This window comes from Candidatus Thiothrix sulfatifontis, assembly GCA_022828425.1.
GTDB classification, from domain to species: Bacteria; Pseudomonadota; Gammaproteobacteria; order Thiotrichales; family Thiotrichaceae; genus Thiothrix; species Thiothrix sulfatifontis.
Map to the genome: position 1 here is coordinate 2,539,793 of CP094685.1, position 13,978 is coordinate 2,553,770.

At 51.2% G+C, this 13,978-nt stretch carries 14 protein-coding genes; 3 read left to right on the forward strand and 11 right to left on the reverse strand.

Going from position 1 to position 13,978, the window contains the following annotated elements; all coding sequences use genetic code 11:
- Positions 1–2 precede the first annotated feature (2 nt).
- Positions 3–641: an outer membrane lipoprotein chaperone LolA gene (lolA, locus tag L3K52_12675; protein ID UOG91051.1), complete on the reverse strand. Its 639-nt coding sequence runs from the start codon at positions 639–641 to the stop codon at positions 3–5.
- Between the two features lie 14 nt (positions 642–655).
- Positions 656–3,118: a DNA translocase FtsK 4TM domain-containing protein gene (locus L3K52_12680; GenBank protein UOG94006.1), complete on the reverse strand. Its 2,463-nt coding sequence runs from the start codon at positions 3,116–3,118 to the stop codon at positions 656–658.
- Between the two features lie 179 nt (positions 3,119–3,297).
- Between L3K52_12680 and trxB the strand changes: the two genes are divergently transcribed.
- From trxB to L3K52_12695, 3 genes are read left to right on the forward strand one after another with little or no spacing between them, the layout of a single operon-like run.
- Positions 3,298–4,260 carry a thioredoxin-disulfide reductase gene (trxB, locus tag L3K52_12685; GenBank protein UOG91052.1) on the forward strand — a complete coding sequence of 321 codons (963 nt, stop codon included), beginning with the start codon at positions 3,298–3,300 and terminating at the stop codon, positions 4,258–4,260.
- 9 nt (positions 4,261–4,269) lie between these two features.
- Positions 4,270–5,025 carry a leucyl/phenylalanyl-tRNA--protein transferase gene (aat, locus tag L3K52_12690; protein UOG91053.1) on the forward strand — a complete coding sequence of 252 codons (756 nt, stop codon included), beginning with the start codon at positions 4,270–4,272 and terminating at the stop codon, positions 5,023–5,025.
- Between the two features lie 23 nt (positions 5,026–5,048).
- Complete coding sequence (locus tag L3K52_12695) at positions 5,049–5,705, forward strand: DUF480 domain-containing protein (GenBank protein UOG91054.1); 657 nt, start codon at positions 5,049–5,051, stop codon at positions 5,703–5,705.
- 94 nt (positions 5,706–5,799) lie between these two features.
- Here the strand turns inward: L3K52_12695 and L3K52_12700 are convergent, their stop codons facing one another.
- From L3K52_12700 to bioH, 9 genes are all read right to left on the reverse strand, one after another.
- The gene (locus L3K52_12700; GenBank protein UOG91055.1) at positions 5,800–6,249 is read right to left on the reverse strand and encodes a hypothetical protein; all 450 of its coding nucleotides are present in this window, start codon (positions 6,247–6,249) and stop codon (positions 5,800–5,802) included.
- A gap of 37 nt (positions 6,250–6,286) precedes the next feature.
- Positions 6,287–8,902 carry an aminopeptidase N gene (gene pepN, locus L3K52_12705; protein UOG91056.1) on the reverse strand — a complete coding sequence of 872 codons (2,616 nt, stop codon included), beginning with the start codon at positions 8,900–8,902 and terminating at the stop codon, positions 6,287–6,289.
- The gene (locus L3K52_12710; protein UOG91057.1) at positions 8,899–9,771 is read right to left on the reverse strand and encodes a DUF4743 domain-containing protein; all 873 of its coding nucleotides are present in this window, start codon (positions 9,769–9,771) and stop codon (positions 8,899–8,901) included. The genes pepN and L3K52_12710 overlap by 4 nt, the downstream gene beginning before the upstream one ends.
- Positions 9,758–10,207 (reverse strand): hypothetical protein, encoded by a 450-nt coding sequence (locus L3K52_12715; protein UOG91058.1) that lies wholly within the window; start codon positions 10,205–10,207, stop codon positions 9,758–9,760. Before L3K52_12715 ends, L3K52_12710 begins: the two co-directional genes overlap by 14 nt.
- 56 nt (positions 10,208–10,263) lie before the next feature.
- Positions 10,264–10,506 carry a CDGSH iron-sulfur domain-containing protein gene (locus L3K52_12720; protein UOG91059.1) on the reverse strand — a complete coding sequence of 81 codons (243 nt, stop codon included), beginning with the start codon at positions 10,504–10,506 and terminating at the stop codon, positions 10,264–10,266.
- On the reverse strand, positions 10,503–11,372 hold the full coding sequence (gene bioC / locus L3K52_12725) for a malonyl-ACP O-methyltransferase BioC (protein ID UOG91060.1): 870 nt from the start codon (positions 11,370–11,372) through the stop codon (positions 10,503–10,505). Before bioC ends, L3K52_12720 begins: the two co-directional genes overlap by 4 nt.
- A gap of 61 nt (positions 11,373–11,433) precedes the next feature.
- On the reverse strand, positions 11,434–12,666 hold the full coding sequence (locus L3K52_12730) for a hypothetical protein (protein ID UOG91061.1): 1,233 nt from the start codon (positions 12,664–12,666) through the stop codon (positions 11,434–11,436).
- Positions 12,667–12,733: 67 nt separating this feature from the next.
- On the reverse strand, positions 12,734–13,072 hold the full coding sequence (locus tag L3K52_12735) for a hypothetical protein (protein UOG91062.1): 339 nt from the start codon (positions 13,070–13,072) through the stop codon (positions 12,734–12,736).
- A 144-nt stretch (positions 13,073–13,216) separates the two neighbouring features.
- Positions 13,217–13,975, reverse strand: coding sequence for a pimeloyl-ACP methyl ester esterase BioH (bioH, locus tag L3K52_12740; GenBank protein ID UOG91063.1), 759 nt, complete (start codon positions 13,973–13,975; stop codon positions 13,217–13,219).
- Positions 13,976–13,978: the final 3 nt, after the last annotated feature.

The following is a 13,978-nucleotide window of genomic DNA, read 5'->3' on the forward strand; positions in this document are numbered from 1 at the left end:
AATCAGGAAGCTTTCCCAATCACGTCAGCCCCTTTAGGTGGCGTGAAACTGAAACGGCTCTTGTCGATGTCAACATCGGTACGCAAGCCTTGGAACTTAATGTAGGTTTGTTGCCCGAATTTATCACCCAAAATCATTTCTTCCACGCCGGTAGCACTAATGCCCAAATCCATTGAAGTGAAATCAGAATCTTGTTTCTTAGGCGTCAAACGAAACCATTCCAAGGTGCTGCCTTCGGCCTCCATTTCCTGCACATTGAATTGTTTGTCAACGGCTTGCTTTTGAGTCAGCATCCCGACCGGCGCAGAAGACAAGGCTTGCGTCATCGGCTTGACCGTAACTTGATCCAATTCCACGTCGTAAATCCACACATTTTTGCCATCAGCCACGATTTCGTGCTTATCAGGCGCGGCGTATTCCCAACGGAATTTGCCGGGGCGCGACAGAAAGACGTTACCACTGGAGGATTGACGCACCACGCCTTTTTCATCAATCACTTGCTGGGTGAAAGCCGACTGCATGGTATCGATTTTGGTAAAGAAATCGTCAAGTTTTTCACGACCGCCAGCCCATGCACTGCTGCTCATTAAGCCCATCACCAACAGTACTGCCAGTGTTTTAGTGAACGTTGTTTTCATCATTAACCTCATGTTATTCAATCTTTTGGCGGTGCGGCAACCAATACATCGCGTGAGCCATTGCTCAACACCGGGCTGACCACACCTGCGCTTTCCATGTCTTCTATCATGCGTGCCGCGCGGTTATAACCCACCTTGAGGCGACGTTGCAGATACGAAATCGACGCACGCCGAGATTCGATCACTACGGCCACTGCTTCATCATACAGCGGGTCGGATTCGCCCTCCCGTTCCGTCAACGGCTCTAATCCCGGTACGGCATCCGATGTTGACGTGTTATCAGCTAAGACCTCATCAATGTAATCCGGTTCCCCTTGCAGCTTGAGGTAGTTGGCAACATCTTCCACTTCGCGGTCAGTGACGAGTGCGCCATGCACCCGTTGCGGCAGTGAAGTTCCCGGTGGCATGTACAACATATCACCGTAACCGAGCAATTGTTCCGCGCCGCCCTGATCCAAAATCGTGCGCGAGTCGATCTTGGTCGACACTTGAAACGCAATCCGCGTCGGGATATTCGCCTTGATCAAACCCGTAATGACATCCACCGACGGGCGTTGCGTCGCCAAAATCAGATGGATACCGGATGCCCGCGCTTTCTGTGCCAGCCGCGCAATCAGCTCTTCCACTTTTTTGCCAACCACCATCATCATGTCGGCGAATTCGTCGACAATCACCACGATATAAGGCAAGGTTTCCAAGGGCTGCGGATGCCCCGCCACCGATTTCAGCGGGTCAAACAAGGGATCAAGAATGACCTCACCTTTGGCACGCGCCTCGATAATCTTCTCGTTAAAACCGGCAATATTGCGCACCTTGAGTTTCGACATCAGCAAATAACGGCGCTCCATTTCTGCCACACACCAGCGCAAGGCGTTGGCGGCGTGTTTCATGTCCGTCACCACCGGGGCAAGCAAATGCGGAATGTCTTCGTAACTGCTCAATTCCAGCATTTTCGGGTCAATCATAATCATGCGCACTTCGGCGGGTGTCGCTTTGTAAAGCAAGCTCATCAGCACCGCATTAATGAACACCGATTTGCCTGAACCCGTTGTCCCCGCGACCAACAAATGCGGCATTCGCCCCAAATCAGCCACCACGGGATGCCCAGCAATGTCTTTGCCCAAAGCCAAGGTCAACGGCGACGGGTTTTTCTTGTAAACTGCCGATGCCAGCATTTCACTCATGGTCACCACATCCCGGCGGTCATTGGGAATCTCGATCCCAATAGTCGGCCGCCCCGGAATAACTTCCACCACGCGCACGCTGGATACGCACATATTCCGTGCCAAATCCGACGCCAAACCGGAAATTTTCGAGGCTTTCACGCCATCCGGCAATTCCAGCTCAAAACGGGTAATCACCGGGCCAGGGTCACGCGCCACCACTTTCACATCCGGCACACCATAATGCCCCAAGGCTTCCACCAATTTGGTTGCCAACTCATTCAAGCGCTCTTTAGGCTGCGTCACACGGTCACGCGGCGGCGGGTTGAGCAGGGTTAGGCGCGGCAAAATTAAACCGTGCCCCTTGCCCGTTTTAAGCGGAGGCAAGCTTTCCGCCACATCACGAATGCTACCTGCATCTGCGTTGGCTTTAAGTGGCATTTTATCAACATCAGCAACGCTGACAGCGGCGGTAACGTCGACTGGCACCACTTCCGCAGTAGCGGGTTGCTTATCGCGCGTGAAATTCGAGAAGTCGGGCACATCCAAACGCGCTTCATCACGGAAAGGCGCGTGAATATCGGTTAAATCAACCCCATCACCCAGATTGGGTTCCCCACGCTTTACCACATTGCGGTTCACCCAGCCACTGGCTTTATCCAAGGCACCGGAGCCGCCTTGCAAATATCCCTTGCTGCGGTCTAACAGCTCAGAAAAACGCCCTAACACACCACTTTTATTTGCCGCATCCGCCTCACCATTAGCACCCGCTTGTTCCATGCCTTGCAGTTTATCGAATGCCTGCAACATCCAATCGCCGACTTTCTCAGTCACTTGCGCCCAAGAAATATCCGCTACCACCGTAATACTGCCTAAAAACAAAGAGAACAACAGCAAAATCGACCCGAAGAATCCCAATACCGTGCCCGTTAATAATCGAGCGACCACCTGACCCAACATGCCGCCACCAATACCGTCAGGCGGCGGCATAAACAGCAAATGCGCCAAACCCGCCCCCGACAGCAATGCGAATAATGCACCGCCGCTGGTAATAATGTCGTTGATGCCTCCCACGGGATTGTTTGGATTTTTCATGTGCGGGCCAATACGGAATGCGGTCAATCCCATGACCACCAGTACCAGGGGCAAGGCATACGCCAAATAACCCAATAAGCCCAACAGAAAATCCGCCAGCCATGCCCCTTTACAACCGGCTAAATTGTCACAGGGGCCAACACGGGTGTTATAGTGAAATGGGCCGGGGTCAAGCGGGCTGTACGAAAGCAGCGCCAGCAAAATCACGGCAGCGATACCCATGAAAATAATCACGCTTGCCTGTTGTAAACCCAGACGCTTTTTTTGATTGAGAATAACCTTAGCCAAACCAATATCCCTGTTTGTTTGATTCCCTGATTATAGGGCCTGTTTTTCCGATTACTACTTTACCCGACACGGTATGTCACATAGGATTACCCAATTCGGAAGGAGAATTATACATGAACACAACCAAACATTGCCGTTTACTCATCCTCGGTTCGGGGCCAGCGGGCTATACCGCTGCCGTTTACGCCGCACGCGCCAACCTAAACCCCGTATTGATCACCGGCATGGCGCAAGGTGGGCAATTGATGACCACCACCGAAGTGGATAACTGGCCGGGCGATGATGCTGGCGTCATGGGGCCACAGTTGATGGAACGGATGCAAAAACACGCTGAACGTTTCGATACCGAAATCATTTTTGACCACATTAATAGCGTCGACCTGCAAAACCGTCCTTTTACGCTGAACGGCGACAGCGGGCAATACACCTGTGACGCTTTGATTATAGCCACTGGCGCGTCAGCGATGTACTTAGGATTAGAATCTGAGCAAAAATTCAGTGGCAAAGGCGTATCGGCCTGCGCCACCTGTGACGGCTTTTTCTACCGCAATCAAAAAGTCGCGGTGATTGGCGGTGGCAATACGGCGGTGGAAGAAGCGCTTTACCTTGCAAATATCGCCTCCGAAGTCACGTTAGTGCACCGTCGTGACGAATTGCGTTCTGAAAAAATCTTGCAAAAACACCTGTTTGAAAAAGTCGAACAAGGCAAAGTCAAAATCCTGTGGAACACCACTCTCGATGAAGTGCTGGGCGACAAAACCGGCGTCACCGGGATGCGCGTCAAAGACGTGAACAGCGGCGCAACCCAAGACATCGCCGTACACGGCATTTTCATTGCCATTGGTCACAAACCCAATACCGCCATTTTCGATGGGCAATTAGAGATGAGTGGCGGCTACCTCAAAGTCAAAAGCGGTTCGGAAGGCAACGCCACCCAAACCAGCATCGAAGGCGTATTTGCCGCCGGTGACGTCATGGATCACGTTTACCGCCAAGCCATCACCTCCGCCGGTACGGGCTGCATGGCAGCATTGGATGCGGAAAAATACTTGGATCAATTGGCAAAAACTCACTAAAGGAACGGCGTGCTACCACGATCACTCAGCCTCACCTTACTCAATCCCACTTGGTCGGAAGAACCTTTCCCACCCGTGGAAATGGCGTGGGAAGAACCCAACGGCTTGCTGGCAGTCGGCGGCGATTTAAGCATTGCCCGCCTGAAAAATGCTTACCGGGCGGGGATCTTCCCTTGGTTTGGGCCGCGTGAACCGATCTACTGGTGGTCGCCCGACCCGCGCACGGTGTTGTTTCCGCACAAAATCCGCATGACCCGCAGTTTGCGTAAATCGTTACGCAACAAAGGTTATCGCATCAGCTTTGATACCTGCTTCTCCGACGTGGTAGAAGCCTGTGCCGCGCCGCGCTCTTACACAGCTGAAACTTGGATTACGCACGAAATGCACACCGCGTATTGCATGTTACACGCGCATGACATCGCGCATTCGGTGGAAGTGTGGAATCCGGCGGGTGAACTGGTTGGCGGCCTGTACGGTGTGACCACTGGCGGGGTATTCAGCGGCGAATCCATGTTCAGCCGTGAACCGGATACCTCCAAAATCGCAATGGTGGCGCTGGCTTGGCATGTGCAGCACTGGGGCTTTGCGGTAATTGATTGCCAAATCGAAAATCCGCACTTAATGAGCATGGGCGCGGAAAATATTTCACGCGCTGATTACTTGAAAATTTTGCACGCTAATTTACACGTTCCGCCACCGCGCTATTGGTTGGCGGACAACAGCGTCGATTTATCGCGCTGGCAAACGGAAACCGATCCCCGTTAATTCACACCACAGGGCTACGCATTATGTTTGATGACGAACAACCCCGACCACCGTTTAGTGCCGAAGAACTACGCATTCTTGGCAGCTTAATGGAAAAACAACTCACCACTCCTGCCAGCTATCCGCTCACTTTTAACTCTCTAGCGGTGGCGTGCAACCAAAAAAGCAGCCGCGATCCCGTGATGAATTTGACCGAAGGCGTGGTCGGACATACCGCCAAAGTGCTGGTCGAAGGTGGCTGGACTAACATCCAATACAGCGAACGCGCCCAACGGGTAGAGCACAAAGTTGAGCGCAAACTCAAACTGAATCGCCAACAACAAGCGGTGCTGTGCGTATTATTACTGCGCCGCCCCCAAACCTTGAACGAAATCAAAACCCGCACCGAACGCATGGCAGATTTTGCCAGCACCGACGAAATCCGCGAGATTTTGGAAGCGTGGATGGCACTCGACAAGCCTTTAGCGGTGCGTTTGCCTGCGGGTGGCGGACGGCGCGAAGACCGCTATTTTCATGCCCTTGGCACCGAAACGCTGGATGAATTGCACACCACCGAAGCCGCCAGCCCTGGCACTGCCACCCACCACAGCAGTCCCCGCCAAGACCATTACGCACAATTAGAAGCACGGGTGGCAGAATTAGAAAAACGCCTCGCCGCCTTAGAAACACAATTGTACTGACAAAAAATGGGGCGTATGCAATACGCCCCTACGAAAACCCTTGTAAGGGCGTATTGCATACGCCCTCTTTGAAAAGTTATTTCGTGCACATTCCTTATTTTTTCTCAGGAGCAGGCACAGCGGCTTCGCCCACGGCTGGCGTGGCTTCGATCTTCACTTTCTCGACGTCGCCATCGCAATAGCTCCACTGGGCTTCCCAACGTGAAGGGAAACTTTTATCGAGGAACTTGATCTCGTAGCGCCCCCAATAACGGGTCATTTCACCGAAAATACCGGGGCGTTCCGTGGTGCATTCCACCTTGGCTTTCTTTTTTGCCCAGTAACCGTCATAGGTTCCACGGTTTTCGTACACTTTCGCCAAGCCTAAAATGTATACCACACCCGGATCTTCCGCAGGACCATAAGCAAATACAGCAGTTGGCCCGATTTCATCGGCATACACAATACGCCCAACGTTGCTGTTCCATACTTCGTCTGCCAGCGCACTACCACCAGTGGTGATCAGTGCTGCTAAGCCCAGCGCTTTCAATACGTTTAGTTTCATTCCATGCCCTCTCTATCATTGATGAACGGTCGCTGCATCATACCAGACTCTTGCTCACGATTTCATACACATCCCCCGACAAACCGCTGTGCGCTTTAATCTGCTCCAATTGGGCTTTCATGGCGGCGCTGCGGGTCGGCTCGTATTGCCGCCAGTTCATTAGCGGGCGCACCATGCGTGAGGCGATTTGCGGGTTCATCGCATCCAATTCCAAGACGCGCTCGGTGAGAAAGGTGTAGCCGCTGCCATCTTGTGCGTGGAAATGCAGCGGGTTGCGCATTGCAAAACTGCCCACCAAGGCACGGACTTTGTTAGGGTTGCGGATGTCGAACAGCGCATGTTGCATCAGTGTTTGCACTTGTTGCAGCGTACCCGGTAACGACGAGGTAGCTTGCAAGCCGAACCATTTATCCATCACCAGCGGATCATGTTGCCAACGGTCGTGGAAATGTTGCAGCGCCTCTTCACGTTGCGGGCAGTCGATTTTGCTGAGTACCGCCAATGCCGCCATTGCGTCGGTCATATTGCCCGCATTGCGGTATTGCTGGAGGCAGGTATCGTAAATACCGTCATCCTGAATGCGCCCCAAATACGCCAAACAGACATTTTTCAAGCTGCGCCGCCCAATGCTCACCGCATCCGGGGAATAATCGCCCTGCCCTTGCGCGTGCAAATCGGCATACAGCGCTTCCAAATCCAACCGCAAGGCTTTCGCCAAGGTCGCGTGGATGAATTCGCGCACGGTATGAATCGCTTCGGGGTCGGAAGGGCGTGCCACTTCTGCGATGTCCGCCTCGGACGGTAACGTCATGGCTTCGGCACGCAAGGCATGATCCAAGGTGTTATCGGTGAGAATCGCCTGATACGCGCTGATGAATTCGTGTTCCAACCCAAAAGCAGCTTGCTGTTGCTGCGCATCCAGTAAGCTCAGAATGGTTTGCATCGCCAAGCGTTGCCCAGCATCCCAACGGTTGAAGGCATCACTGTCATGTTTCATCAAAAACACCAGTTCGGCGGTGGTGTACGGGTAGCTCAAGCGCACCGGGGCAGAAAAACCACGCAACAACGAAGGCACGGGGCATTCCGCTACTTGCTCAAACGTAAACGACTGTTCAGCATCCGTCAGGCGTAACACTTGTGTGCCGATCAAGTCCTGTCCATTGCTACCCAGTAAACCGACAGCTACCGGAATCAAAAACGGCAATTTCTCCGCCGCTTCCGGCGTCGCGGGGCAAAACTGGCTCAAGTGCAACGTACACGTTTGCGCGGCAGCAGCGTAATCCATCGTCACCGCGACCTGTGGCGTTCCCGCCTGATCATACCAACGCTGAAACTGGCTCAAATCAACACCATTGGCATCCGCCATTGCCGCGAGAAAGTTTTCGGTCGCCACCGCTTGCCCGTCATGGCGCTGAAAATACACATCCATGCCCTTGCGGAAACCGTCACGCCCCAGCAAAGTCTGGTACATGCGAACCACTTCCGCACCTTTTTCATAAACGGTCACGGTGTAGAAGTTATTGATTTCCATGTAAGATGCGGGACGAATCGGGTGTGCCATCGGGCTGGCATCTTCCGCAAATTGATTGGTACGCAATAAACGCACGTCCTCAATGCGTTTCACCGGACGCGAATGCAGGTCAGAGGTGAATTCCTGATCACGGAATACCGTCAAACCTTCCTTCAGCGACAATTGGAACCAATCGCGGCAAGTCACGCGATTGCCGGTCCAGTTATGGAAATACTCATGCCCGATCACCGCTTCAATGCTGACATAATCCATATCCGTCGCGGTGGCAGGGCTGGCAAACACCAACTTGGAGTTGAATACGTTCAAGCCCTTGTTTTCCATTGCGCCCATATTGAAGTCATCGACCGCCACGATCATGTAAATATCGAGGTCGTATTCCAAGCCGAAACGCTGTTCATCCCAGTGCATCGCCCGTTTCAGCGACTGCATCGCGTGGTCGCATTTGTCGATATTGTGCGCTTCGGTATAGATGCGCAAAGTGACATCGCGCCCAGAACTCGTGGTGTAATGGTCTTCCACGTGCTGCAAATCGCCCGCCACCAGCGCGAATAAATACGCGGGTTTGTGAAACGGATCTTCCCAACGCGCCCAATGCCGACCATCCGCCAACTCGCCGCTGCCAGTCAGATTGCCGTTGGACAGCAGCACCGGATATTTCTGCTTATCCGCCAAAATTTGCGTGGTGAACACCGTCATCACATCCGGGCGATCGGGGTAATAGGTAATTTTGCGGAAACCTTGCGCTTCGCATTGCGTGCAGAAATTGCCGCTGGACTGGTACAAACCTTCCAACGAGGTATTTTTCTGCGGGTAAATGCGCGTCACGATTTCCAGCGTACACAGTGCCGACACATTGTAAATGCTCATGCCGGTATCCGTGACCTGATAATCACTGGCTTGCAGCGGCAAACCATTCAAGCGGATTTCCAGCAATTCCAGCGCTTCGCCATAAAGTTCCAAGGGCGTATGCGCTGCAACGCCCGTTTCACGGCGGTAATTTGCCACACTGGTGACGCGGGTAGATGTTTCGCCCAATTCAAAGACTAACGACAACGCATCCACACGGTAGCTAGGCGCGGTATAGTCTTGTAAATAAACCGTTTTAGGTTGACCTTCTCTCATTTTTTTGTCTCTTTTGAATGACTAGCAGTGTATAACACATTGAGAATAGTAGCATATTCAGGATGTTGCGGTGAAATCATCCCCATGCGCAATAAAAGATCAATATTAACCAAATTGCAGTTGTCTTTGAATTCTGTGGTGGTTTCGGTCAGCCGCGCAATCTCTACTAATGGCATCCGTTCAAACGCAATCACTTCGCCATCGGTATTTTCCGGCACAAAATCTTCCGGCAACCACAAGTCATACACATAAATCGTGGAATTATCCAAACCACGCCAGCCTTCCTGCCGATACGGAATCGTTCGAATCGCCAGTGCTTGTTGGGCAAGCTCGGCGGGAATATTGGCTTCTTCCTGCGATTCTTTAATGACATTTTCCAGCAAACCCAAGCCGACGGGTTGCCCGCCTGCCACCATTTGATCGAGCTTGCCCGGCCAAAAGGGTTTATCCAGTGAGCGCGTACCGACCCAAACCTCAATGCCCTGAGCGGTTTTCACCAAACCGTTGACGTGGATGCCAAAGGTTTTCACCCCAAAAAAATTGGTGGCAGCACGTTCGATTTCCAACTCGGCATGACCACCAAAGCTGTGCGTGATCGGGTAAGCTTCGGCAACCCAGGTATCAATCACGCCCTGTTGATGCAATGCCCACAACACCGGCGCAACCGCAGCGGTGCGCGTGGCGTAATCGGTCAGTTCAGGATTAAGCACCACCTGCGTATCCGTGACGCTGAAAATATCTGACCAGTGTGCCAAGTGTTCCGCAAAGTCGGGTTGCACTTGCCCGTACACGTTGTCGTCAATCAGCAGTTCGCGGTAATGGGTGGATTCAAAATTGTTGCAGGCACGAATACGCTCAAGGTAGCTCATGTTTATGTATCAGCGGTTGTTGTTCGGCAAATTTCGTCATGCTGGTATTCAACATCCAGCTTAACCAGAGTACAACCAGCAGCACCGCTACCGCAATGACTCGCCAAGTGCGCCGTGACAAATTGGACAATTGTTCGCAGTTTTGCATATCGAGGTACATGTCGCGTTCGACGTAGCCTTGCTGTTGGTTGAACTCGCTAAAGTCAATGGTAAAACTGTCGCCTGTATCGTGCAGCAATAATTCGTCAACCAGCGGGATTTCGCGGGCGTAAATCGAACGCACCGAATCAACCAGCCCGGCATTATCCAACGTGGTCACGCCGTTGACTTTGCGTAAGCGTCCGTCGTCAGCATCGAGCAATTGCCATACCATCGAGCCTCTTTGCGGCGAAATAGCATTATGGGTAACAGACTGGATGGTATAGGTTTTTTTCATTGTTATGCGCCACATAGCGGGTAAATTGGCGCAAGCTTAGCACACGGTTTAGCGGCTTATGGCAAATTACGATGCGTGGCATCACAGAACGGCACATTCTGTGTATACTTGCACGCACATAACCCGTACTTTTTGCTTTCCGGCACGGTAAATTCCATTGGGGTAAAATCCGTCCCCTTGTGCGAACCGTCGCAAAATGGCTGATTAGCCGAACGCCCGCAGGTACACCACCAATAGCTTTTATCAGCTTCCAGTTCCACTAAACACGGTTTTTTCTGCGCAATAACGGGGTCACTCATGACTTACTCCTCATAATCGGAATGAATTTTTCAGGCAGTTTACTGGGCAACAGGGTTGGTGCCCAAGCGTGACCATACACCACTTCGTAGGTGGCGGGGTAAAGCCCGTTTTCCTGACGAAAGTATTCGTAGGCTTGCAGAAACGCCTGTAGGTGTGCTTTGCCGGTCAAGCCGTGATTGCGCCCGTGCGTGGCATTGTTTGCGCCAATGCTTTTCAGATCGTGCAGCAAGCCGCGCACATCGGTATAGGTCAGCGTGATGGTTTCCATATCCACTACCGGATCGCGAAAACCGGCCTGCAACAGTGCGTCACCCACGTCGTGCATATCCACAAATTGGCTGGCGTGGGTGAAACCATCCACCCTGCCCCAACTGGCGCGTAATTCTTTCAAGGTATCCGGGCCGAAGGTGGCAAACATCAATAAACCGTTCGGTTTCAGCACTTGCACCCATTCGCCGAATACGGCGGGCAAGTCGTTACACCATTGCAGCATCAGGTTGGATAGCAACATATCCGCGCATTGCGGCTGGAATGGCAAGTGATTGGCATCGGCGCACACGCCTTGCGGCTTGCGAAACCAACCGCCGCGTTGCCGGGTTTTTTGCACCATATTGACAGCGAGATCGATGCCGATAATGCGAGCTTTTTTGTAACGCTTGAGTAAATGTTCGCTGATTGCACCCGTGCCGCAACCGAGGTCGAGGACGGTTTCCGGCTGCATTTTGATGAAATCCAAACGTTCCAGCAGACGCTCGCCGATTTCACGTTGCAAGACTGCGTTGGCATCGTAAGTGTGCGCGGCGCGTTCAAAGCCTCGGCGGGTTTTGCGCTTATCCAGCAAATGGGGGTTAGTATCAGAGCGCATCCAGCAATGCCCCGCTATGTTCCATGAAAGTCTCCGGGTGGGTAAGAGCGAGAATGCCTAATCAGTTAGCATAAGCATCGGCGATAAATATATGGCAGCCTTCAACGCTGTTATCACAAGGGATACTATCCATAAAATTTTGAACAGTGGATGGCTTTTGCCTTATTTGTGACAGGTATTTAAGTTGATCAATATAGCCTTGGAGTATTTTATTTCTAGCAATAATTTTCCGTGAAACCTCAAGGTTTAACTTCTCTTCAGTGTCTACACCCTTGAGCTTAGACCATCGGAAACTTCTTTTCTGCGGCTGTCCTCGCAAGTGATCGAGAATACTTATGCCCGCTGAGGAAGATTCAGCAAAATCAACCCACTCAATGACTTCTGCGGAATTGATATGCTGGACGTAATCTTTTGTCAGAAACCGCTGTGCATTATCGTTAATGACATGATTTTTAACGAACGCTCTGGACGAACTTTGCCATGTATTTTGTGCATCATGCAAATCGTTCAGCGCTTGATCGTACATATCCAGTTCTGCGGAACACAACGAATGCCCAATGGCTGTAATGGTGAAGTACTCTTCGGCTGCCATGAAAGAATATTCATTGCTACTGTCTGTCAGTAACATTTTATATTTTTCGTGAATTTCCCCGATCGTCTGCCTGCTACTGATTAACATCTGAAGCCTAGCGGCATGGTCTTCTACTTTATTTAATTCTCTGATGACTTTTAGTGCTGCGATTAACCTAGATCTTTCTTGTAGCTCAAGAAACGACTTGATGTATTTCACATCAGAGGCTACTTGTTGTAATTTTTCATCAATTTTATTGATTTTATTGCTTAAAAACATAAATCCGGCAGAGCTAACAGCCAATGTCAAACCTGACAGCAACATGGACGCTTGCGCCAACTGAAGCAATTGGGTGACATTAGTGCTTATATGACCAACTTCAGTGCCGATAATACCCACATTCGCACTCATACGACCAACTTCAGCGCCGATAACACCAACATCCGTACCTATGCGACCAACTTCAGCACCGATAATACCAACATCCCCGCCGATACGATGCAGTTGATAGGTATTAACACCCGAAAGAAGCGTGTTCAGCGGCGAAGTGAAGGCTGATAAAATGTTGCTAGGCGTGGTGCTATTGACAAGATGCGCTAAAATTTGACCTTGTTCATTACGAACCACACCTCCGTAAACTTTATTTACACCGGCGAGTACCCCAAGCATCAAATTGTCTGGAATGGAACGGCTTAATACAAAACCTGCTAATTCTGAGATCACGATGCTTCCTCAAAAAATTAATCCTAACGTTCTCTTGCGTTATGCGGAGCGCAAGATTACTCATTTATTAGGCTATTGCAAACCACTTAAGTTTTGCCACCCAAAATGTTATCAGTCTCCCGACCAAAAATGCGATGCAAAGTGGGACGACAAATTGATATAAAATGAATGCATCGCATTGTTCCAACACTAGGCTGGGGAGATAACCACGCAAGGCAACATAGATTAAAACCACCAAAAATCCTATCGAATCGAGCAATACAGCAAGAATTATTCCCCACATTGAGAACCCGATAGAGAGGGCTAAGACTAACCCTGTGACTGCCGCACTTAAGATCATACTGATGACAGCTACAAATTTATTGCCGGTGTGCCAGTAATACCAGTAGCTTTTTGGAATTTTCACGATCTTAATCCCTGTGATAGATTAATTTAATGAACAGGAAGATTCTATCTTTTTGCCAATGGTAATATGCTCAAGATTAATGCTTCTAATATTTTTTAGACGTGACCATCATCACTCTTTGATTGGTTTTCAACAAATTGGGGATTAAAGCCCACTCAGAAATGCCTCGATATGTTCCATGAAAAGCTCAGGGTGGGTCACGAAAGGTACATGCGCTGCACTGCCCAACACTGCAATGTGCCGATAACCCATTTCCGGCAATGCGTCAGCGAGAGAAGCGGGTATCAGCTTGTCGAGCCTACCCAGCATCCACAGTGCGGGCTGGGTCACGGGCGTTTGCGAAAAGTCGGCGGTTTGCAGGATGGTTAAACCCTGTTCCAGCGCGGTAATGCTGGCGGGATGTTCCATAATACGCTCGCGCAAAGCATTCACCACGCGAGTATCAGTTTTGGTGCTAAGAAATTGCAGCGCGAAAAAGCGTTTCACCGTACCGAGGTAATCGGTTTGCAAGCTTCTGCCAAACAGCGCCAACAGGTCGGGGGATACACCGTGCGCCCAATCATTTTCTGCGACGAATTTAGGTGTGCTGGCAATCAAGATTAGCGCGGCAATCCGATCGGGCAAAGCGTGCGCCAACCCTTGGGCAATGAGTCCGCCGAGTGACCAACCCATGACGATCGCATCTTGCGGAATGTGCGGGGCAAGTTGTGCCACCGCTTCCTCCAATGTTCCCAGCGACAAATGGTTGTTTGCGCCATGCCCCGGTAGGTCAATGCAAATGACTTGGGCATATTGCGCCAAGCTCGGCAATAGTGGTTGCCAGACGTGGCTGTTCATCCCCCAGCCGTGGAGCAGAACTAACGGTTTGCCCTGCCCCGAATACTCAATAATATTTAGCTTCAATGA

What these genes read in the sequence shown, in the direction of transcription:
- lolA (UOG91051.1), bottom strand. Translation starts at nt 641, where the DNA reads ATGATGAAAACAACGTTCACTAAAACACTGGCAGTACTGTTGGTGATG.
- L3K52_12680 (UOG94006.1), bottom strand. Translation starts at nt 3,118, where the DNA reads ATGGGTATCGCTGCCGTGATTTTGCTGGCGCTGCTTTCGTACAGCCCG.
- trxB (UOG91052.1), top strand. Translation starts at nt 3,298, where the DNA reads ATGAACACAACCAAACATTGCCGTTTACTCATCCTCGGTTCGGGGCCA.
- L3K52_12695 (UOG91054.1), top strand. Translation starts at nt 5,049, where the DNA reads ATGTTTGATGACGAACAACCCCGACCACCGTTTAGTGCCGAAGAACTA.
- L3K52_12700 (UOG91055.1), bottom strand. Translation starts at nt 6,249, where the DNA reads ATGAAACTAAACGTATTGAAAGCGCTGGGCTTAGCAGCACTGATCACC.
- pepN (UOG91056.1), bottom strand. Translation starts at nt 8,902, where the DNA reads ATGAGAGAAGGTCAACCTAAAACGGTTTATTTACAAGACTATACCGCG.
- L3K52_12710 (UOG91057.1), bottom strand. Translation starts at nt 9,771, where the DNA reads ATGAGCTACCTTGAGCGTATTCGTGCCTGCAACAATTTTGAATCCACC.
- L3K52_12715 (UOG91058.1), bottom strand. Translation starts at nt 10,207, where the DNA reads ATGAAAAAAACCTATACCATCCAGTCTGTTACCCATAATGCTATTTCG.
- L3K52_12720 (UOG91059.1), bottom strand. Translation starts at nt 10,506, where the DNA reads ATGAGTGACCCCGTTATTGCGCAGAAAAAACCGTGTTTAGTGGAACTG.
- bioC (UOG91060.1), bottom strand. Translation starts at nt 11,372, where the DNA reads ATGCGCTCTGATACTAACCCCCATTTGCTGGATAAGCGCAAAACCCGC.